Raw genomic sequence first — 20298 nt, 5'->3', positions numbered from 1 at the left:
CAGAGCCTCTTGTGAGAAGGACCGCCTGCATGCCTTTCCGGATTCGCACTCTTGCCCTGTCCGCCGTGGCGTTGCCATTCGCGCTCGCGCTGTCCGCCTGTGGCGACAAGAAAGCCGAAGGCACCGGCCCCAGTGGCGAACCGGTGGCCAATGTGGCTCCGCCTGCGGGCAAAGCCTGGACCGACATCGTCAGCAAGACCGACGAAGGCGGCTATCGCATGGGCAACCCGGATGCGCCGATCAAGCTGGTGGAATACGGCGCGCTCTCCTGCTCGCACTGCGCGGAGTTCGCAAAGGAGAGCAATGAGAAGCTACAGGGTGACTACATCGCCAGCGGCCGGGTCAGCTATGAACTGCGCTACTTCATGCTGAACGCATTCGATGTCCCCGCCTCCCTTCTGGCGACGTGTGGCACGACCGAGGCAGTGATCCCGCTAAGCGAGCAGTTCTGGGCCTGGCAGCCCAATATGTTCAACAACCTGCAGGCCGCTGGCGACGCCAAGCTGCAGCAGGCGGCGGCGCTCCCGGCCAACCAGCGCCTGCAGGCCATCGCCCAGCTGGCGGGCATGACCGACTTCTTCGCCGCGCGCGGCATCTCGCGTGATCAGGGCGCTGCGTGCCTGGCTGATACCGCCAAGGCCGACGTGCTCGCCAAGCAGACCGAAACGGCTTCCACCAAGTACAACGTCAGCGGCACGCCCACCTTCTTCATCAACGACGCGTCGGTGGGCACGGCGGACTGGGCAACGCTGGAAGGCAAGCTCAAGGCCGCAGGCGCGCGCTGATGCGCCGGGATAGCTGAGACGGCGATGCACTTCCGACGGCTGAAGCTCAGCGGGTTCAAGAGCTTCGTCGAGCCGGCGGAACTGCGCATCGAACCGGGGCTGACCGGTGTCGTCGGCCCTAATGGCTGCGGCAAGTCCAACCTTCTGGAGGCCATCCGCTGGGTCATGGGCGAAAGTTCGGCCAAGTCCTTGCGCGGCGGCGGCATGGAAGACGTGATCTTCGCCGGCACCGCCAGCCGTCCGCCTCGCGCCTTTGCCGAAGTGGTGCTCTCGGCCGGAACCGCCGCGGGCGAAGACCTTGAAGTCGTGCGCCGGATCGAGCGTGGCGCGGGCAGCGCCTATCGCGTCAACGGGCGGGACGTGCGGGCCAAGGACGTCGCGCTGATCTTCGCCGATGCAGCCACCGGCGCGCATTCGCCCGCGCTCGTCAGCCAGGGGCGCATCGCCGCCGTCATCAACGCCAAGCCGACCGAACGCCGGGCGATGCTGGAAGAGGCCGCCGGGATCGCCGGCCTGCACGTGCGCCGCAAGGATGCGGAAACCAGGCTGCGCGCGACCGAGACGAACCTCGCCCGGCTGGACGATCTGATGGCCGGGCTCGACAAGCAGGTCGCCAGCTTGCGGCGTCAGGCTCGCGCGGCCGAGCGGTATCGCGCGATCTCCGACCAGATCAGGGTGGCCGAAGCGCGCCTGGTCTTTGCCCGCTGGCGTGACGCCGCGGCCGCCGCCGAAGCCGCCCGCAAGGACGCGGAGGCGGCGGAAGCGCGAGTCACCGCCACGCAGCAGGCCGCGCGAGACGCCCAGGCGTTGCAAGCCGTTGCAGCCACCGCACTTGCCAAAGCGCGTGATGACCTGGCGGACCGGCGCGACGATGCCAACGCGCACGGCCATCGCATGACCACGCTGGTGGGCAAGCTGGAAGCGGCGCAGCAGCGCCTGAACGATTTAGACAGACAACGCACCCGGCTGGAGCAGGACAGTCGCGATGCGGATCGGCTGACACACGATGCCGCGCAGGCGCTCACTCGGCTGGAGCGTGAACTCGCCGACACAGCCGAAAAGCTGCAGGTGGCCGATACCGGGCGCCCCGCTTTGTCGCTGGCTCTCGACCGGGCAGAAGCCGCATCGCGCGCGGCCGAACTGGATCTGGCGCAGCGCACTGCAGCGCAGGCCGGGGTCGAGGCAGAGTGGCGCATCGCCGAAGCCGAAACGACGCAGGCGCAGGCCCGCCTCGAGCGTGTTGACCGCGAAACCGCGCGACTGGCCTCGCAACTGGAAGCGTTGACCCGTACGTCCCTGGCCGCCAGCGTGCTTGCCGATGCGCAGGGTCGCCGGGATGTGGCAACCGCCAAGCTGGCGCAGGCCAAGGAAACGTTAGAGACGCTGGCCGGACGCAAGGCCGGCTTGCAGGCCGCGCGTGATGCGGCAACCGACGCCTTGGCTGGAGCACGGGCCGACCTCGTCGGGATCGAGCGTGAACACGCGGCGCTACTGCGTGATCGGCAAGCTCGTGCGAAAAGCGCCAAGGCCGCTCATGGTCTGACCCCTGCGATCGACGCCGTCAGCGTCGCACCGGGCTTTGAGCGTGCGCTGGCCGCAGTGTTGGGCCGGGATGCCAAGGCTCCACTGGGTGCGCCATCGGGTCAGCCCGAAGGCCGGTTCTGGACCGGCGGCACCGCGCTCACTCCCCTGCCTGATAGTCTGGCCCACCAGGTCACTCGCTGTCCGCCTGAACTGGCAGCGCGGCTGGCTCTGGTTCGGGTGGCACAGGAGGATGACGGGCGGGCACTCGCTCCGGGCGAATGGCTCGTTTCCAAAGCCGGCGCTTTGCGGCGCTGGGATGGTTTCGTGGCGCGCGGCGAAGGTGCGGCGGAGGCCGCGCGACTGGAAGCGGAGAATCGCTTCGCCGACCTCGACGCCAAGCTTCCCCCCGTGCGCGCCAAAGTCAGCGAGAGCGAGACCGCGCTCGCAACGGCGCAGCAAGCGCTGACCACCGTGCAGCAAAGCGCCGTTGCCGCAGAACGCGCGGTCGCCACCGCCTTGGAGGAAGAGCGCGCCGCCCTGCGCGCGCTTGACCAAGCCGAAGATGCGCGCGCGCGCCAGGCGGCGCGCCGCGTCGATCTGGAGCGGCTCATCGCCGATCAGGCCCAGCAACGCGTGCTGGCCCTCACGGACAGCGAAGGCGCAGCCGCGCGACAGGCCGCCCTGCCGGACCCTGCCACTGGTCGCGCCGCGCTACTGGCGGCGCGCACGGAACATGAAGACGCACGGCGCGCGCTGCAAACTGCCACGGCAACGCTGGCGGCGCAGGATCAGGCCATGTCCGCCCTACGTGAGCGAACGGCTACGCAACGCGCCGACATTCGCGGCTGGCAAGCGCGCGCGGGCGATGCCGCCAAGCGCCTGACGGAAACCGCGCTGCGCCTGGAAGGCATGGAGGAGGAGCGCGCCGCCCTCGCCGCCGTGCCTCCCGCGCTTGAGAAAGAAATCGCCGCCGCACAGAGCATTGGACAACGGCTGGCGGCGGATCTGGCGGTAGCAGAGTCAGCCGTCGCGTCGACCACCGAGGCTGCTCGCCATGCCGACGCCGCGCTCGCCACCGCGCAGGAGGATGCCGCCTCCGCGCGTGAAGCACGGGCCGGGGCCAGTGCTCGCGCCGAGAATGAGGATGCCCGGCGCGTCGAGATGAATCGGTTGTCCGGTGAGCGTTTCCAATCACCGCCGCCGCTGTTGCCGGGTCGGTTCGGGTTTGACGAAGCAGAGATTCGCGGCGCGGCGCAGGAATCCGCCGAGATGGAGCGCCTTTCGTCGGAGCGCGAGCGGATCGGCCCGGTCAATCTGGTGGCCGCCGACGAATTGGCCGAGGCGGAAGGCCTGCTGGGCACCAACGCTGCGGAAAAGGCGGAACTGACCGAAGCGGTCAATCGGCTGCGCGGCTCTATCGGCAACCTCAACCGCGAAGGACGCGAACGACTGCGTGCCGCCTTCGACGCCGTCGACACCCATTTCCAACGCTTGTTCACGCGCTTGTTTCAGGGCGGGCAGGCGCATCTGGCGCTGATCGATTCCGACGATCCACTGGAAGCCGGGCTGGAGATCTTTGCGCAACCACCCGGCAAGCGGCTGCAATCGCTGACGCTCGCGTCCGGCGGCGAGCAGGCGTTGACGGCCGTCGCGTTGATCTTCGCGCTGTTCCTGACGAACCCCGCGCCGATCTGCGTGCTGGACGAAGTGGACGCGCCGCTGGACGACGCCAACATCGAGCGTTTTTGCGACCTGCTGGATACGATGGTCGCGGAAACGCACACCCGCTATCTCATCGTCACTCACAACGCGGTGACCATGAGCCGGATGCATCGTCTGTTCGGCGTGACGATGGTGGAAAAAGGTATTTCGCGCTTGGTCAGCGTGGACCTTGGCGGCGCGGAGGAACTGTTGGCGGCAGAGTGAATGCCGCCAGCACGAAGGTCAGCCTTCGGCGACGACGGCCCGCGCAGCCTCTGCCGCAGCTTCACGCTTGGCGCGCGATTGCTCGGTCTTCTGGGCGCGATCGGCCATGTCCCGCCATGCCGCTTCGGAGCGCAGGGCCCGATCACGCACATTGTCCAGTTGCGCCGCTTCGGCAGCTTGAGCAGCTTCTTCGGCACGTTCCGTCGCGAACTCGTAGCTAATGCTCATGGGCGCTCCTTTCCGGGAGAAAATGGTACAGGCCGTGGGCCAGACCGATCGCAAAACGATCGGCCTGGCGATCGGATTCAGGCGGCCGTGATGTTGGTCGCCGATTCCTTGCCATTGCGGCCACGCTCGACTTCGTACGAGACGCGCTGGTCACGATCGAGAGTCTGCATGCCGGCGGCCTGCACGGCAGAGATGTGGACGAAGCTGTCCGCGCCGCCATTGTCGGGCTGAATGAAGCCATAGCCCTTGTCAGCGTTGAAAAACTTTACGGTGCCGATAGGCATATGCGTTTCCTTTCGAGAAACAGGGTTGCCCGGCCGCAACATGCGACAGGGCCGTGCGTCAGGTCGTCAATCGAAAGGAAGTCGTCGGAAAATCTGCGCTCTTCCCTCACAAGTGAGGTCCACAACGCTCGTCAATCGGCAAAGTCCGTCGCAAAATTCGACGTCAGCGAAGTCTTACTAGCACATCGACCGCCATTCACCTAATTTCCGACGTGAGCCGCATCAATCGCTAGGGTCTGGCGCTATCGGGCTCGCGGGATGATGATAGTTTGGTGAGGAAAAGCGTCATTTCCCGGAGGCCGCGCTCTGAAATCTCCAGGAAAGTGCGGCGCTTGTCTTCCGGATCGTTGCGTTTCTCGATCAGTCCACGATCGGCAGTGATTGACTTATCTGACTCTGAAATAGAAGTGCAAGAGTAATTAAAAACGGTAAAACAGCCGCTACCTTGAATTTTTTTGAATTTTACCCTCGCTCACGGCACAGTTGATCAAACAGTGATTCAACAATATCAGCTACATTAGCCGATGGTCGGGTCGATCAAGAACTTTTCGCCGGTTGCTTTGCGAACATATGCGTTCAGTATTTCCGGATCAAGCGCTTCCGCCAGGCCGATCACACGCGTGTACTTGCTGGCGAAGGTCGTTGTCAGTTCGTCCAGCACGCGGCCACGAAAGCGCTGCGCTACCGCTTCCCCGGCCTTTTGAAGATACGGGAAGAGAAGCCATCCCGATATGCTGAACTGAAAGCCGATGCCACCGCGATCGAACGTTGTCGGAGCGGCATCCAGCATCCCGTAGATGTAAAGCTGCTTGAATGTCATCGAACCGTATCGATTATATTCAGAGGCGGTAAGCACGGACGCGCGCTCCATCGCCTGCAGGATCTCGCCTCCCAGTGTCCCCCCGCCGATCGCGTCAAACGCTATGGTGGCTCCGGTTTCGACAATGGCGTCGGTCAGCGCCTCGCCAAAGTTTGCGTCCTTGCTGTTAAGAACATACTTCGCGCCGATCGCGCGCATCAACTCGACCTGCTCAGGCGAGCGGACGATGTTGATCAGCGGTATGCCATCGGCAAGGCAGATTTTCTGGAGCATTTGACCCAGGTTCGATGCCGCAGCGGTGTGGATGATGGCCTTGTGCCCCTCTGTCAGGGCTGTTTCGACGAATCCCTGCGCGGTCAGCGGATTGACGAATATCGCAGCGCCGTCCTTGGCGCTGGCGCCTGCCGGCAGAGGGATTACATCATTCGCCTTGATGCGACGGTAGTCAGCATACATCGCACCGCCAATCATGCCGACCCGCTGGCCTTTCAGCGATACGGCATCCTTTCCTGCGGCGATCACAGTCCCCGCCCCCTCGTTTCCGATGGGCAGCGACTGACCAATCCTGCCTTTGACGGCTGGCAAGCGATGCGACGGTACGTGTAGGGTCAGTCCGCTGCACCCATCGTTCGCTGGCTTCGCGCTGGTAACGTCGGCCGGTCCGATCAGCAGGCCAAGATCACTTGGATTGATCGGCGCGGCCTCGACACGCACGATGATCTCGTCATCGGCAGGATCGTCGATCGTGACCTCCTCCAGCGACAACACAAGATTTCCCTCTTCGTCGATCTTGGTGCGAAGTTCGCGTCCCGTGAAGGCCATGTTCGTTTCCCGTTGAGTGATGCTGGATGCGCAACGCACATGGGGTGCAAAACCGCCGAAGCAAGCAGGCCGTCTGAGGGTATTTGCGGCACGAACCTTGCGGGCGGTCATGACGTTCGCACCGGCGATAGAAACCGGTACCCCCACTGCCACGAAGCCTTCTGAGCCTGTCATTGGCCCAGCAGATCGTGCCTAAAATGACATACGGCCTTGCTGAAGTAGCATATTATCACCGTCGGGGGACAGTGCTAGGCACTGCCGCCACAGGAGATATCGTATGAAGACCCGCGCTGCCGTTGCATTCGAAGCCAAGAAGCCACTCGAAATCGTCGAGCTGGATCTGGAAGGTCCGAAGGCCGGCGAAGTGCTGGTCGAGATCATGGCCACCGGCATCTGCCACACCGATGCCTACACGCTCGACGGCTTCGACAGCGAAGGCATCTTCCCCAGCGTCCTGGGGCATGAAGGTGCCGGCGTGGTGCGCGAAGTCGGACCCGGCGTCACCAGCGTTAAGCCTGGCGATCACGTGATCCCACTGTACACGCCGGAATGCCGCCAGTGCAAATCGTGCCTGTCAGGCAAGACAAACTTGTGCACCGCGATCCGCGCCACGCAAGGTCAGGGCCTGATGCCCGATGGCACGACGCGCTTTTCGTACAAGGGCCAGCCTATCTACCACTACATGGGCTGCTCCACGTTCTCGAACTTCACCGTTCTACCTGAAATTGCCGTTGCAAAAATTCGTGAGGACGCGCCGTTCCAATCCAGCTGCTACATCGGTTGCGGCGTGACGACGGGCGTCGGCGCCGTCATCAACACCGCCAAAGTGCAGGTGGGTGACAATGTAGTCATCTTCGGCTTGGGCGGCATCGGCCTCAATGTAATCCAGGGCGCGCGGCTCGCTGGTGCGAAGCAGATCATCGGCGTCGACCTCAACCCCGATCGCGAGGAGTGGGGCCGCAAGTTTGGAATGACCGACTTCCTCAACTCCCAGGGCATGAGCCGCGAGGATGTCGTGGCCCGAATCGTGGCGATGACCGACGGCGGCGCTGACTACACCTTTGATGCCACCGGCAACACCGAGGTCATGCGCACAGCGTTGGAGGCATGCCATCGCGGCTGGGGCACATCGATCATCATCGGCGTTGCAGAAGCCGGCAAGGAAATCTCGACACGGCCGTTCCAACTGGTCACTGGCCGCAACTGGCGTGGCACTGCGTTCGGCGGCGCGAAGGGTCGAACCGACGTGCCCAAGATCGTGGATATGTACATGACCGGCAAGATCGAGATCGATCCGATGATCACGCACGTCATGGGCCTGGAAGAGATCAATACCGCCTTCGACCTGATGCACGAAGGCAAGAGCATCCGCAGCGTCGTCGTCTTCTAAAGCCTTGCGGCGAAACAGCGTTTCAGGTTCCAACCCGGGCGACGGCGGACCTTCCCGTACCTACTTTCGCGTAGGTGCCTGCCCGGCCTCTCCGCCAAACTTTCCGCGCGACCCGGCTGGTAACAAGGTATGCGCGTACACGTTCGTCTGAAAGGCAGCATCATGGAGCAGGTCAGCGTCAATTTGAGCCATGGGGGGACGCAAAGCGTCTTCACCCACCAGAGTGAGGCCACGGGCACGCCCATGACCTTTTCGGCTTTCGTACCCGCGCATGAGCGCGGGGCACGGTTGCCGGTCATCTGGTATCTCTCCGGGCTGACTTGCTCTCACGCCAATGTAACCGAGAAGGGCGAGTTTCGGCGCTTGTGCGCACAACTCGGCCTCATCTTCATCGCCCCCGATACCTCGCCGCGCGGCGATGGTGTGGCCGACGATGATGCCTATGACTTTGGCAAAGGCGCCGGTTTCTATGTCGACGCCACGCAGGAGCCTTGGCGTCGACACTATCAGATGCGGCGCTACATCGAAAACGAACTTCCCGATCTGGTGGCCGGGCACCTGCCGGTCGACATGGACCGGCAGGGCATAACCGGACATTCCATGGGCGGACATGGCGCGCTGACCATCGCCTTGCGCAATCCCGGCCGGTTCCGCTCGGTGTCCGCATTTTCGCCTATCGTCAGCCCGATTCACTGCCCCTGGGGTGAAAAGGCATTGGGCGGCTATCTTGGCGCCGATCGCGATGCCTGGCGCACCTATGACGCCTGCGCGTTGATCGAGGATGGCGCGCGCCTGCCCGATCTGCTGGTCGATCAGGGCGAGGCTGACAACTTTCTGGAAAGCCAGCTCAAGACACATCTGCTCACCGAATTGTGTGAAAAGGTCGGTCAGCCCGCGAATATCCGCATGCAGCCGGGTTACGATCACAGCTATTATTTCATTTCGACATTCGTGGACGACCATCTACGCTGGCATGCGGAGCGTCTCGGCAAATCAGCGCGATGACCCAAATCATCGTGGCCGATCGCGGCGGGCTGGCGCGCGCGGTCGAAGTCAGGCACGGCTTTTCCCGATGGCGGCGTTCCAAACCGGCAACGCTCACCTCAAAGACGATCGGAGCATTCTCACTTGGTGGAGCCTAACCACCCCGCCGCCTTTGCTGCCCGTTCCTGATCTGGATCGAGAGGATCGCCCCGCGCCATGTCCTGCGCGACGGCCATGAGATCGGCTTCGGCAGAGCCGGCCTGGCGATATTCGCCCGTCGCTACCTTGCGGCTTGCAATCGTGCGCTCCAGCACCCAGCCATTGCGATCCTTGCAGGCAAGGCCCGCTATTCCGCCGCCATCGAACACGCGACAGAAGTCGCCTCCTTGCCGGCGGAAGCTGGTGAGGATGCGCAAGTTACCCGAAGGATTGGCGGAGGCCAGTTGTTCGTCGAGGCCCGAGGCCAGCTTGCCCGTGGCCCGCAGACCTCCGCCACTGGGGGCAATGACCAACCCCTCGCTGTGAAACTGAGTGCCCAGCATCAGCCCCAGCACGAGCGAAGCGGCGAGCGCGAAGCCTAGGCGCGGATTTGAAAACATCGGCACGCGCGCTTTTTTGGCGGCTTGCTTTTCCGCCAACTTGCGCCGCTGACGCGCGGCGGCGAAATCGAGCAGTTGAGCCGGTTCGCCCGATGGGGCGCCAGTCGCCTCTTTGTCTACTTCTTGCGCTGCCGCCTGCGCCAAAAGCCCATGGAGCGCATCGGGTACCGGCTCGTCGAGAATCGGATCGAGCTGCCGTTTAAGCGCTGCACGCAGGCGTCGTTCGGCAATCAGCTGTCGGCTAAGCTCCGCGTCCATAGCGATCGCGGCTTCAACGCGCGCGGCATCCTCGGGTGACAATTCGCCATCGGCAAAGGCGGTGAGTTCTTCGCGCGTCACGCTCATGCCGTTTCTCCCAGCGCTTTCAACAATGCTTCGCGCCCGCGCCCGAGCCGTGAGGTCAGCGTGCCTTGCGGAATACCTATGATCTCGGCAGCCTCCTTATAGGCGAACCCTTCGACCAGCACGAGCACCACGGCCTCTCGCTGCTCGTCGGGCAACCGGCTGAGGGCGCGGTCGACATTGCCGAGTTCCACTCGGTTTTCTGCGTCGATATCGCCCGCCGTGCCTACGGTCATCCCCTCATCCTCATGGACAAAGGTGTGCGCGCGGCGCCCCCGCGACCTGATTTCGTCAAACCATTGGTTACGCATGATCCTGTATATCCAAGCGTCGAGCCGCGTCCCCTCCTCCCATTGCTGGCGAGCCTTCAATGCGCGCTCGAGAGTTGACTGGCACAAGTCATCAGCGTCGGCGGCGTCCCGAGTCAGACCGCGCGCGAAGCGCCGCAGCCTTGGCAGAAGGGCGGTCAGTTCGTTGCAGAATGTCGCGTTGCTCATCAATATGCCGTTCTAAGGATGAAACGGTTGGTTGCCACCGTTTCATCCGTGAGTGCGAGAAAGTTTAAGAAATGAAGACGAGACGATGGATCGAAGCAAACTGGCACGTCTGATCGGACTATCTGCGTTGCTGCTCGCCCTGAGTGGGCCTGCGCAGGCGCAGTTCCGCCTGCCGGGGAGCGTCGACGCGGTAGGCGCGCTGCGCCGCGTCGGCGATGCCACGCGCGACATCGCCGACCGCGCGCTGGAGCCGGTCGGGTCCGCCGTTGGCGGCGCCGCAGACCTCGCGCGCGATCGCCTGTCGCGGCTCACCCGCCTTGTAGGGGAGAGCGACGGCGCGATAGAGTGGGATGACAACCATGAGCCCGCGCGTGCGGGCGAGGTGCTTTTGCTCGATCCCGACGCGCAGAGCCTCACCGCCGTGAGCGACGCAGGATATGCGGTTATCGAACAAGGTACGATCGACGATCTGGGCATCGCCTATGCCCGGTTGTCCGTCCCGCACGGCCAAAGCTTGCCGCGCGCGCTCAAGACATTGCGCGCAGCAGCCCCTGGGCATGAGATCACGGCTGACCAGATCCATTTTCCTTCCGGTGCCGCATCCGCGCCAGCCCTTACGAAAGAGCCGGCCACGCCCCTACTTCGCGGTGGAACCGTTGGTGTGATCGATGGGGCGATTGCCGGGTCCGACCGAGTCGTCATGCAGCGTGGATTTGCCGTTGGTGCGCCAAAGGCCAGCAACCATGCCTCGGCCATCGCCTCGCTGCTGAAAGGCGCAGGAACAGCGCGGCTCTATTCCGCCGACGTCTATGGTTCGGACCCGGCCGGCGGCAATGCGCTCGCCATCGCACGCGCCGTGGGTTGGCTGACCGGGCAAGGTGTGCGCGTCGTCTCGATCAGCCTGGTTGGCCCAGCCAATCCGCTGCTTTCGCGTGCCGTTGCAGCGGCGCAGGCCAAGGGCACCGTGATCGTCGCTGCAGTCGGCAACGACGGACCCGCCGCTCCACCGGCCTATCCCGCTTCCTATCCGAATGTGATCGCGGTGACCGGCGTTGATGGCCGCGGTCGCGTGCTGATCGAGGCTGGCCGCGCCACCCATCTCGACTATGCAGCGCCAGGCGCGGATATCACCGCCAAGGTGCCGGGCAAGGGGCAGGTGAAGCTGCGCGGGACCTCCTACGCCGCTCCGCTGGTCGCATCTCGCATTGCGGCCCGAATAGGCGGCGGCGCGGTAGCAGCACTACAAGGTGCCAACGGGGAGGCACGCGGCGCCTCCAAACGAACGGGGCGGGGCATCCTGTGCGCGACTTGTCGCGCCGGAACGTAGATACTCGACAAAAAAGTTCGCGCGCTACGGATGAAGTTCCCGGGGCCACCCGTTCCTCTCTCAGACGATCCCGAATGACAGCTGCCATCGGGAGAACGAGAAGGAACCGCGATCATGAACAAGCATCTTTTTAGCACCGGCCTGACTGCATTCGCACTCCTCGCACTGCCCGGCATTGCTAACGCCCAATTGCTGGGCGGGGGCGGTGGATTTGGTGGCGCGATCGGTGGATCGCTGGGCGGGACGCTTGGTGGCAGCATCGGCTCGGCTGGCAGCGCCCTCGACGGCGCGGGCAGCGGCATGGGCGAAATCGCCGTGTCGCGCGCTGGACGTTCGGTGACTTCGGCAGTCAACGGCAGCGGCGAAGGGCACGTGCGCAAATCACGCCGTGATGCCGCCACCACGCCTGCTCCCGAGGGTTCGCCTGCCCGCAACGCCGCCGGAAACCTTGCCGGTTCAGTCCGGTCTACCGGCAGCGGCCTGGCCGACGGCATGCGCAGCCAATTGGACACGGTCGGCGGCAGCGCGGCGACGGCTGGCTCAGGTGCGGCTTCGGGCAGTATCGACCGCTCCACCGCCACTGGCTCCGCCTCCGGCAGCGGCTCGGCGAGCGGCAATCTCACCGGTTCGGTGCAGCCCACGCTTGGAGCGGTTTCGGCAACCGCCAGCGGTGCGCGCGACAAAATAACGCAGGCAGCTACGGACGCGAGCTCGTACGCGGGCGAAACCGCTAACACCGCGCGCAGTACCGAGGCGCAAGGCTCTGGCAGCGGCGCGGCCGGAACCCAGGCGGGGCAGCACTCCATCTCCGGCTCCGGCTCCGCATCCGCATCACGCTCGACTTCTGGTGGATCGGTGAGCCTGAGCGGGAGCGCCAGCGGCAACTAACCGCCTAGATGATTTCAATATCGGCCCCGCACTTTCACCGAGTTGCGGGGCCGACCTGCCCGTGGGACATATGACGGCGGTCAGTATCGATAGTTTGCCGTTGCGGAACAATCTCAGCGCTTGAATGCCGAAGCCAGCGACATCGCGTCTACGGTGAACTTGAAGCCGACCACGAAGGCATCGTCGATGTGCCGCGTGCGGAACGGTGCGCCTGTCTGGTCGGGGTGGAGGATGTACTGAAGATTGGGTGATATCCGCAAGGCGGGGCCCAGCTGCGCGCCATACGCCAGTTCCATCATGTATTGGTTGCGCCGGACTCCGGGCGTGCCGCCGCCGAACACGCGGGCAGCATTCATGCGGGCGAGCGCGAGATCGCTGAAGCTCTGCTGGTTGATCACGAAGCCCAATGTGTCTTTGTCGCGGCCCTTGAAGGTGCCGGTCTGGAGCAAGCCCAGTTCCAGGAAGTGCCGTTCCTCAACACGACCCGATAAATTGGTCATCGCCACACCGAACAATGACAGGCCGCGTTCGCTCATGGGGTCAGGCCGCGTAAGCATCTGGTCGAACCGGACATAGATGCCAGAGCGCCCCTTGCGCTTGGCCGCTGGCCGACCGGAAATGATCGCGATGCCACCCTGATCGTCGCGCAAAGGATCGCTGTAGTCGCCGCGATCGAACCAGCCGCCCAGGATATAATGACGCGGTAATCGATCGGTCGCGAAGTCGGTTCCGTAGCCGACTTCCCCCGGGACGATTACGCCGGTGGCATTGCGCGTCGAGAAGTTGAAGCCGTTGTCATTGGGCCGCTTGCGATCGGGATTGACTTCGTACATCCCGACATGGGCAAATACTTGCGGTGTCAGGTTGAGCTTGGCGTGGGCCATCCAGCTAGATGCCGGAAAGTACGTGAAATTGCTGTTCTTGAAAACGAACGTCGGATTGCCGCAGGCCGAATTGGTCTGGAAGTTGCAATACAACGGCGAACTCAGGAAATGGACGTTGGCCTGACTGCGGCCAGCCTCCACCGTCAGAGGGCCTAGCTTCTGCTCCCAGGTCAGGATGGCCAGGTGGGTGTTCTGCGTACCGTAGATCTCTTGGACTGAGGTGTTGTTACCCAGCGCGATCGCGGCCAAATTCTCACCGTGCCGGTTGGTGACTGCGGCGTGGATCGTGGCACCGTCGATCCCGGCAATCTTCGCCATGTCCAGATCGGCGCCAACATAGACCTGGCCGGCGTAGGCAGCATCGCGGCGCAATCCGCCGCTAAGGTTGCTCGCCGCCTCGCCCGTATAGCTGAGCGACAAGGTGATGCCCTGGTCTGCGAGCGGCTGCCACTGAGCGCTCTCTGTCACCTTCGGCAAGGTCGGGGGCGGTGCGTCCTGCGGTGTGGGATTGTCCTGTGCCTGTGCCAACGGGGCGCATAGCGCCATGACCGCCGCTAGCGAAGCTGCGGCAAGCTTGGCCTTTTTCATCCGTCGTCTCCTGAGTTCGCTTAAGCCTGCGCAGCCATGACTGAGGCGATCGGACGCTTGAGAATGCCGAGCAGCACGGCACTGATCAGCGTTCCGGCGACGATCGCGACAGCGTAGGCGATCAGGTGGGTCACCGCGCCGGGGATCGGCAGTACAAATACCCCGCCGTGCGGGACGCGCAGTTCAACACCCGCAGCCATCGAGATCGCGCCGGTAATCGCCGAGCCCACCATCAGCGCGGGGATCACCCGAAACGGATCGCGCGCGGCGAAGGGAATTGCGCCCTCGGTAACGAACGCCAGGCCCAGCACGGCCGCGGCGCTTCCCGCCTCGCGCTCCTCGGCGGTGAAGCGGTTGGCGAACAAGCGGGTCGCGAGAGCGACGGCCAGCGGCGGTGTCATTCCGGCTGCCATGGTCGCCGCCATCGGTGTATAGACCTGGCTGGCGATCAGCCCGACCGAGAAGGCATAGCTGGCCTTGTTGACCGGACCACCCATGTCGAACGCCATCATCGCGCCCAGGATCAGCCCCAGCAGGATCGCGCTCGATCCCTGCATGGCGCGCAGCCATTCGGTAAGGAAAGCCAGCAGTGCCGCAACCGGCGTACCGACAGCGTAGATCATCAGCAGGCCAGTCAGCACAGTGCCCAGCAGCGGCAGGATTAGCACCGGCTTCAGGCCCTGCAGATTCTTGGGCAGTTGAATCGCCCGGTTAAGCCCGGCAACGCCATAGCCGGCGATAAATCCGGCAACGATACCGCCCAGGAAGCCTGCGCCGAGATTGGCGGCGATCATGCCGCCGATCATGCCCGGCGCTATGCCCGGGCGGTCGGCAATGGAGAACGCGATATAGCCTGCCAATGCGGGCACGATCAGCGCGAAGCCGCCCTTGGCGCCAATCTCGAACAGCGCATGGGCCAGGGTGCCCGCCGCGGCATCCTCATTCGCCTGAATGCCGCCCAACGCGAAGGCGAGCGCGATGAGCAAACCGCCCGCGACCACGAACGGCAGCATGAACGACACGCCGGTCATCAAGTGCTTGTAGGGTCCCGTGCGCTCCTTGCCGGCTGACGCGGCATGGTCCTGCTCATTGCCGGCCTGCACTTTCGCTTCGGCGAGCGCTTGCTCGACCAGCTTCGCCCCGCCGGTGATCGCAGGCTTGGTACTGCTGGAGAAGACACGCTTCCCGACAAAGCGCGCGCGATCGACTTCGCGGTCGGCAGCGATCAGCACCACGTCGGCGGCAGCGATTTCTTCAGGCGTCAGCGCGTTACCTGCACCGACGGAGCCCTGGGTTTCGACACGGATATCGTAGCCCAACTGGCGCGCGCCTTCTGTCAGGCCTTCGGCTGCCATGAAGGTATGCGCGATGCCGGTGGGGCATGAGGTCACGGCGACAATCCGCCGGGTACCGGTCGGCACGGTTGCGGTCCCGGATGTGACATCCGCGTCAGTGGCCGCGATCGCGGCATCGGGATCAGCGAGCACTTGCTCCAGCGTCAGATGCCGATGCGGCCGATCGCCGAACCGCAAGGCGTCGTCGCTTGGCGCGACAAGCAGCAGGGTGTCACCCTTGTCTGGTTGCGGAACAGCTTCCTGCCCGGACGGGACGATCTCGATCGTCCGTCCGCTGGCGCGCGCCGCCTTGCGCAGCGCTTCACCCGCCAGCACGCCGGTCACGCCAGCCCCTTCGGCCTCGACGACCGCCAGGATCCTGCTCATCGTGTCTCTCCCATGCCTTTCGCGTCGGCCGTTTCGACCGCGACGATCTTGACCTTGTGTGTAAGCGCTTCGACCTCGACGCGGCCGGGCAGATGCGGTCCTAAGAGGCTCAGCTTGGCGACCGCGAATGCCGTCGCCAGTCGCGCGGTGCGCTCAAGCGAAGCGCCCTCGGCCATCGCGGCTGCGAGGCCTGCCACCATCGCGTCGCCTGCGCCCACCGTGCTGACGACGGTTGGAGCCGCCAACTGCGCCCGGATCGTGCCCTTTTCAGACAGGAAAAGCGCGCCATCGGCCCCTAGCGACACGGCGATCAGCTTTGCCCCGCGATCGCGCAGCTGGTCCGCCACGCAAACGACGTCTGCGAGATCATCCAGTGCGTTGCCGCTCCATTCGGCCAGTTCGTGGCGGTTTGGCTTGAGGCAATAAGGCAGCTCCGGCGCGGCCAGTGCCAGGGACAGCGGGGGTCCACTACTGTCGAGCAGAACCCGCGCCCCTCGTGCGCACAGCCTGGCAGACAGATCGGCGTAGATGGACGGCGGGCAACCGGGCGGCAGGCTACCTGCCAGCACCACCAGCGTATCCGGTCCCGCCAGTGCTTCAAGTTTGGTAACAAGGCTCGCGACATCCTCGGAACGGACCGGCAATCCGCCCAGGTTGATGTCCGTGGTGTCGTTCGCGTCGACGATCTTGAGGTTCACCCGAGTGGCCCCGGCCACGCGCTCAAAGCGGTCTTCGATACCGCCAGCGGTGAAAAGCGCCTCGAACGGTGCGGCGTTTTCGGTGCCCAGCAGGCCGAATGCCCTGGCGCGGATGCCCCAGTCGGCCAGGCAACTCGCCACGTTGACGCCTTTGCCCCCTGCGTTCCGCCGCACATCCCGCGCACGATGGACCGTGCCGGGCACCAGCCGATCGATCGTGATCGTCTCGTCCACCGCCGGGTTGAGCGTGACAGTGATAACGCGCATCACGCGCCTTCTCCATCAAGGGCGCGTACATCCGCCGCGCTCTCGGCCGCCAGGGCCCGGGCGGCCAGAGTTGCCAGCGCCGTTCGATCGGCGGCACGGATGCGTGCCTTCACCGCCGGGATATCGCGCGGGGTCATCGACAGTTCGTCCACGCCCAGCCCCACCAGCAAGGCCGCGCCGAAGGGATCGCCGGCGATCCCGCCGCACACCCCCACCCAGCGGTTATGCGAGCGTGCGCCTTCCACCGTCATCGCGATCAGGCGCAACACGGCCGGATGCAGACTGTCCGCTTCACTTGCCAGCTCGGGGTTCTGGCGATCGATCGCGAGCGCATATTGGGTAAGGTCGTTCGTGCCGATCGAGAAGAAGTCGGCATGGGCGGCCAGCGCCTGGGCTTGCACGGCGGCGGCGGGCACCTCGATCATGATGCCGATCGGCACTTGCGGTGCGTCAAGTGCGACGCGGATCTCATCGCAGCGATCCCGCAACGTGATCAGCTCTGACGCGGAGGTGATCATCGGGAACATGATCGAAAGATCGCCGCCCAGCTTCGCTGCGCGATATAGCGCACGCAACTGCGGATCGAGCAGGTCGGGCCGCCGCAGCAGCAGTCGTGCGCCACGAACCCCTAGGAACGGGTTCTCCTCTCGCGGCAAGTCCAGATGCGGCACCTGCTTGTCGCCACCGATGTCGAGCGCGCGCACGATCAGGGGGCGGCCATCGAGCGCGTCGATCATCGCTCGGTAGATCGCAAACTGCTCATCCTCGCTAGGGCTGTCACCGCGTTCAAGGAACAGGAATTCGGTGCGCATCAGGCCGACGCCTTCGCCGCCTTGAGCCAAGGCGAAGGGTGCCTGCTCCGGCTGGTTGATGTTGGCGCCGATGGCGATGGAGCAACCATCGGTCGTCACCGCTGGGCGGCTGCGCTCTGCTTCCTGCGCGGCGCGCTGATCGGCAAGAGTGGCGATCCAAGCGCGGGCGCTGGCGAGGTCCTCTTCCGAGGGGTTGAGCCAGATGCGGCCACTGTCGCCATCGACGATCGCGGTGCACCCAGCCGCCAGAGCCAGCAGCTCCGCACCACCCGCGACGACAGACGGCAGCCCCAGAGTGCGCGCCAGGATGGCGCTATGCGATGTCGGTCCGCCCAGCGCCGTAGCGATGCCGGCCACTTTGGCGACATCGAGCGACGCCGTGTCCGAAGGCGAAAGGTCGGCGGCGACGAGGATCGAAGGCTCGTCAGGAAAGTCGGCGAGAGTGCCGGTGCCAAGCCCGGGATCGATCTGCGCCAACACGCGCCGACCCACGTCGTGCAGATCGGCCGCGCGGGCCGCCAGGACGGGGTTGCCAAGCGCGGTCAACTGGCCGGCCAGCCGCTGGATCGCCTCATTCCACGACCAGGCGACGCCGTGCCCCTCGACCATCAGCTGGCAGGTCAGCGTGATCAGGTCGGTATCGTCCAGCAAGGTGGCCTGCGCCGTGAAAATGGCTGCATCCCCCGCACCCAGTCGGCGCGCGGTATCATCGACCAGCGCCTTCATCTGAGCACGCGTGCGGACCAAGGCATCATTGAGCAACTGGCCGCCCTCGATCAGTGCGACCGGCTGATCGACAACCTCAAGCTCGGCAGCGGCGAGGAGATGCACCTTGCCGATGGCAAGGCCGGGACTGGCCGCTACGCCCGCCACCATTCGCGGCGTGCCAGCGGGTTTCCAGCCGCGCACCGGAGCCAGCGCCTTTTCGGCAGCGCGCGCCGCATCCGCTTTCTCGCGCGATGACAGGCGGGTGATCACACCATGGAAGCGCTCGATCGCTTGAGCGGCCCCGTCGCCGGTGGCGCTGATGGTGACGCTATCGCCCGCCTTTAGGCCAAGCTGGAGCAGGGAAATGAGACTGCGCGGATCACCGGTTTCATCGCCGTGGCGCACGCGCATGGTGACGCCGCTGGCCTTCGCCGCCTCGACCCATGCAGCCGCAGGACGCGCGTGCAGGCCTGAGGGGTAGTCGACGGTCCATGCGATCGTTTCGGCCAGGTCTTCGGCAGGTGAGGCAGGCGCGGCGTCCGCCCCATCGCGGTGCAAGGCATCGGCGATCAGCGCCACATCGTTGGTGGTGAACAGGCCTTTCAGCCGGGCTTCGTCCTGGATCAGGCGAGTCAGGCGGCGCAGAATCGCGATGTGGCTGTCCGAATTGGCGGCGATGCCCACCACCAGATGCGCGATCTGGCCGGGGTTCCACTCGATACCACCAGGCACTTGCAGGACCACGATCCCGTCCTGACGGACCAGGCCTTTGTCCTCGCCCAGCCCGTGCGGGATCGCCACGCCCGAACCGAGGTAGGTGTTCGCCACCGCTTCGCGCTGGGCCATGCTGGCCTCATATCCGGGCGCGACGCAGCCGGCGGCAACGAGCAATTGCCCCGCCTGGCGGATCGCATCCGCCTTGTCGGTGACCTGGGCATCAATGCGAATCAAATCACGGGCCAGCGCATCCGCCGGTTCTCGTAGCGTCATTGCGGCCTCTCCTCAGACTCTCACTCCGCATAGAAAACGTTTTCTGTAAGAATTGTCAAGATGCATTAGGGATCTTGCAAGTCGAAGCGGCAAGCGACAGAGTGTGACGATCACTTCCGTGGAGAACGATTTCCCGCATGCCCGTTGGAATCAAGGATGTCGCCCGCGTGGCTGGCGTGTCCGCCGCCACCGTTTCGCGCGTGCTTTCGGGCCGTGCGGTCGATGCCGTGATGCAAAAGCGCGTCCTCGCCGCTGTCACCGAGACGGGTTACCGCCCCAATCTCGCCGCCCGGCGGCTGCGCTCGCGCCACAGCAACACGATCGGCTTGGTGGTTGCAGACATCCGCAATCCGTTCTTCACCGCCGTGTCACGCACGGTCGAGGACATCGCTTATGAACGCGGCTTGCGCGTCATCCTGTGCAATACCGACGAGAATCCGGCCAAGGAATCGATGTATCTGCAACTGATGCAGGAGGAGCGGGTGACCGGCGTGATCCTGGCGCCGACGCAATCCGGCGTCGAGCAAGCGGCACGTCAGCGGTTCGACTTTCCGGTGGTGCTTATCGATCGCACAATTCCCGGCGCCGCGCAGGATTCTGTCGTGCTGGACAATGAGGCGATGGCGGCGCTGCTGGTTCACCAACTCCACGCGGGCGGCCATCGGCGGATCGCCGGCTTCTTCGGAGCCAGCAGCACCACCGGCAGCGAGCGCAGCGCCGGTTACACCAAGGCCATGGCCGATCTGGGTCTGACGCCCGAGCCGGTCCCGGTGGCTCATGGCGAGGGCGAGGCTGAGCGTGCGATGACCACATTGATGAACACGCCCGGGCACGCCACAGCCCTGATCGCCAGCAACGGAGTCATGCTCACCGCGATGCTGCGCGCGATCCACGCGCTGGGACTGTCGGTTCCGCAAGACGTGGCCCTCGCCGGTTTCGACAACGAGCCGTGGATGGATCTGGTCGGCGGCGGGCTGACCGTTATCGAGCAGCCGGTCGAGGAGATCGGCCGCGCCGCGATGGCGATGTTGTCAGAGCGGCTGGATCACCCGGACGGCCCTCCGCGCAAAATGGTCCTGGGCGGGCGTTGCATCGTCCGTGGGTCAACCATCAGGTCGGCGGCTAGAGCAGTTTCCGTTCATTCCGGTTCATAGCCGCATGATTTGAAGTAGTTGGCGCATTCGGCGGGCTGGAAGATGTCGACGAGCTTTCCG

The 20298-nt window shown here is 64.7% G+C and carries 16 protein-coding genes; 7 read left to right on the top strand and 9 right to left on the bottom strand.

The features are described 5' to 3' along the window. The first annotated feature begins 29 nt into the window (after positions 1-29). Positions 30-785 (top strand): thioredoxin domain-containing protein, encoded by a 756-nt coding sequence (locus GGR39_RS14275; protein ID WP_183617905.1) that lies wholly within the window; start codon positions 30-32, stop codon positions 783-785. Positions 786-809: 24 nt separating this feature from the next. Beyond that, entirely contained in the window at positions 810-4235 is a 3426-nt protein-coding gene (locus tag GGR39_RS14270; protein WP_183617903.1) for a chromosome segregation SMC family protein, read from the top strand. An 18-nt stretch (positions 4236-4253) separates the two neighbouring features. On the opposite strand, the gene GGR39_RS14265 is transcribed toward GGR39_RS14270, so the two are convergent. The 3 genes from GGR39_RS14265 to GGR39_RS14255 form a co-directional block, all read right to left on the bottom strand. Continuing rightward, positions 4254-4463 (bottom strand): hypothetical protein, encoded by a 210-nt coding sequence (locus GGR39_RS14265; protein WP_183617901.1) that lies wholly within the window; start codon positions 4461-4463, stop codon positions 4254-4256. 77 nt (positions 4464-4540) lie between these two features. Next, positions 4541-4747, bottom strand: coding sequence for a cold-shock protein (locus GGR39_RS14260; protein WP_058737499.1), 207 nt, complete (start codon positions 4745-4747; stop codon positions 4541-4543). Between the two features lie 517 nt (positions 4748-5264). Then, positions 5265-6500, bottom strand: coding sequence for a zinc-binding dehydrogenase (locus GGR39_RS14255; RefSeq protein WP_343055895.1), 1236 nt, complete (start codon positions 6498-6500; stop codon positions 5265-5267). 166 nt (positions 6501-6666) lie between these two features. On the opposite strand from GGR39_RS14255, the gene GGR39_RS14250 reads away from it, so the two are divergent. Together GGR39_RS14250 and fghA are read left to right on the top strand one after the other, a co-directional pair. Continuing rightward, positions 6667-7779: an S-(hydroxymethyl)glutathione dehydrogenase/class III alcohol dehydrogenase gene (locus GGR39_RS14250; protein ID WP_183617899.1), complete on the top strand. Its 1113-nt coding sequence runs from the start codon at positions 6667-6669 to the stop codon at positions 7777-7779. 162 nt (positions 7780-7941) lie between these two features. Then, complete coding sequence (gene fghA / locus GGR39_RS14245; RefSeq protein WP_183618174.1) at positions 7942-8784, top strand: S-formylglutathione hydrolase; 843 nt, start codon at positions 7942-7944, stop codon at positions 8782-8784. Positions 8785-8903: 119 nt separating this feature from the next. On the opposite strand, the gene GGR39_RS14240 is transcribed toward fghA, so the two are convergent. Then, on the bottom strand, positions 8904-9707 hold the full coding sequence (locus GGR39_RS14240; protein WP_183617897.1) for an anti-sigma factor family protein: 804 nt from the start codon (positions 9705-9707) through the stop codon (positions 8904-8906). Continuing rightward, positions 9704-10201 carry an RNA polymerase sigma factor gene (locus tag GGR39_RS14235; protein ID WP_183617895.1) on the bottom strand — a complete coding sequence of 166 codons (498 nt, stop codon included), beginning with the start codon at positions 10199-10201 and terminating at the stop codon, positions 9704-9706. The genes GGR39_RS14240 and GGR39_RS14235 overlap by 4 nt, the downstream gene beginning before the upstream one ends. 85 nt (positions 10202-10286) lie before the next feature. Between GGR39_RS14235 and GGR39_RS14230 the strand changes: the two genes are divergently transcribed. Together GGR39_RS14230 and GGR39_RS14225 are read left to right on the top strand one after the other, a co-directional pair. Continuing rightward, a complete protein-coding gene (locus GGR39_RS14230; RefSeq protein ID WP_183617893.1) occupies positions 10287-11528 on the top strand; it encodes a S8 family serine peptidase in 1242 nt (413 codons plus the stop codon). Between the two features lie 114 nt (positions 11529-11642). Further along, positions 11643-12416, top strand: a complete 774-nt coding sequence (locus tag GGR39_RS14225) for a hypothetical protein (protein ID WP_183617891.1) — start codon at positions 11643-11645, stop codon at positions 12414-12416. Positions 12417-12529: 113 nt separating this feature from the next. Here the strand turns inward: GGR39_RS14225 and GGR39_RS14220 are convergent, their stop codons facing one another. The 4 genes from GGR39_RS14220 to ptsP are packed head-to-tail and all read right to left on the bottom strand — an operon-like array spanning position 12530 to position 19084. After that, complete coding sequence (locus GGR39_RS14220) at positions 12530-13888, bottom strand: carbohydrate porin (RefSeq protein WP_221226156.1); 1359 nt, start codon at positions 13886-13888, stop codon at positions 12530-12532. Positions 13889-13908: 20 nt separating this feature from the next. Beyond that, a complete protein-coding gene (locus GGR39_RS14215) occupies positions 13909-15609 on the bottom strand; it encodes a PTS fructose transporter subunit IIC (protein ID WP_183617889.1) in 1701 nt (566 codons plus the stop codon). Continuing rightward, positions 15606-16574 carry a 1-phosphofructokinase gene (gene pfkB / locus GGR39_RS14210; RefSeq protein WP_183617887.1) on the bottom strand — a complete coding sequence of 323 codons (969 nt, stop codon included), beginning with the start codon at positions 16572-16574 and terminating at the stop codon, positions 15606-15608. Before pfkB ends, GGR39_RS14215 begins: the two co-directional genes overlap by 4 nt. After that, positions 16574-19084 (bottom strand): phosphoenolpyruvate--protein phosphotransferase, encoded by a 2511-nt coding sequence (gene ptsP / locus GGR39_RS14205; protein ID WP_183617885.1) that lies wholly within the window; start codon positions 19082-19084, stop codon positions 16574-16576. Before ptsP ends, pfkB begins: the two co-directional genes overlap by 1 nt. Before the next feature lie 137 nt (positions 19085-19221). Between ptsP and GGR39_RS14200 the strand changes: the two genes are divergently transcribed. Beyond that, positions 19222-20238, top strand: a complete 1017-nt coding sequence (locus GGR39_RS14200; RefSeq protein WP_183617883.1) for a LacI family DNA-binding transcriptional regulator — start codon at positions 19222-19224, stop codon at positions 20236-20238. Positions 20239-20298: the final 60 nt, after the last annotated feature.

Source organism: Novosphingobium fluoreni (assembly GCF_014196615.1).
GTDB lineage: Bacteria > Pseudomonadota > Alphaproteobacteria > Sphingomonadales > Sphingomonadaceae > Novosphingobium > Novosphingobium fluoreni.
The sequence above is the reverse complement of the archived record's forward strand: the minus strand, read 5'-3'. Positions and strand labels throughout refer to the sequence as shown.

Excerpts from the sequence above, each read along its gene's own strand:
- GGR39_RS14265 (WP_183617901.1), bottom strand. The coding sequence starts at position 4,463 with ATGAGCATTAGCTACGAGTTCGCGACGGAACGTGCCGAAGAAGCTGCT.
- GGR39_RS14275 (WP_183617905.1), top strand. The coding sequence starts at position 30 with ATGCCTTTCCGGATTCGCACTCTTGCCCTGTCCGCCGTGGCGTTGCCA.
- ptsP (WP_183617885.1), bottom strand. The coding sequence starts at position 19,084 with ATGACGCTACGAGAACCGGCGGATGCGCTGGCCCGTGATTTGATTCGC.
- GGR39_RS14240 (WP_183617897.1), bottom strand. The coding sequence starts at position 9,707 with ATGAGCGTGACGCGCGAAGAACTCACCGCCTTTGCCGATGGCGAATTG.
- GGR39_RS14260 (WP_058737499.1), bottom strand. The coding sequence starts at position 4,747 with ATGCCTATCGGCACCGTAAAGTTTTTCAACGCTGACAAGGGCTATGGC.
- GGR39_RS14230 (WP_183617893.1), top strand. The coding sequence starts at position 10,287 with ATGGATCGAAGCAAACTGGCACGTCTGATCGGACTATCTGCGTTGCTG.
- GGR39_RS14225 (WP_183617891.1), top strand. The coding sequence starts at position 11,643 with ATGAACAAGCATCTTTTTAGCACCGGCCTGACTGCATTCGCACTCCTC.
- GGR39_RS14220 (WP_221226156.1), bottom strand. The coding sequence starts at position 13,888 with ATGAAAAAGGCCAAGCTTGCCGCAGCTTCGCTAGCGGCGGTCATGGCG.
- GGR39_RS14270 (WP_183617903.1), top strand. The coding sequence starts at position 810 with ATGCACTTCCGACGGCTGAAGCTCAGCGGGTTCAAGAGCTTCGTCGAG.
- pfkB (WP_183617887.1), bottom strand. The coding sequence starts at position 16,574 with ATGCGCGTTATCACTGTCACGCTCAACCCGGCGGTGGACGAGACGATC.
- GGR39_RS14235 (WP_183617895.1), bottom strand. The coding sequence starts at position 10,201 with ATGAGCAACGCGACATTCTGCAACGAACTGACCGCCCTTCTGCCAAGG.
- fghA (WP_183618174.1), top strand. The coding sequence starts at position 7,942 with ATGGAGCAGGTCAGCGTCAATTTGAGCCATGGGGGGACGCAAAGCGTC.
- GGR39_RS14250 (WP_183617899.1), top strand. The coding sequence starts at position 6,667 with ATGAAGACCCGCGCTGCCGTTGCATTCGAAGCCAAGAAGCCACTCGAA.
- GGR39_RS14215 (WP_183617889.1), bottom strand. The coding sequence starts at position 15,609 with ATGAGCAGGATCCTGGCGGTCGTCGAGGCCGAAGGGGCTGGCGTGACC.
- GGR39_RS14255 (WP_343055895.1), bottom strand. The coding sequence starts at position 6,500 with ATGACCGCCCGCAAGGTTCGTGCCGCAAATACCCTCAGACGGCCTGCT.
- GGR39_RS14200 (WP_183617883.1), top strand. The coding sequence starts at position 19,222 with ATGCCCGTTGGAATCAAGGATGTCGCCCGCGTGGCTGGCGTGTCCGCC.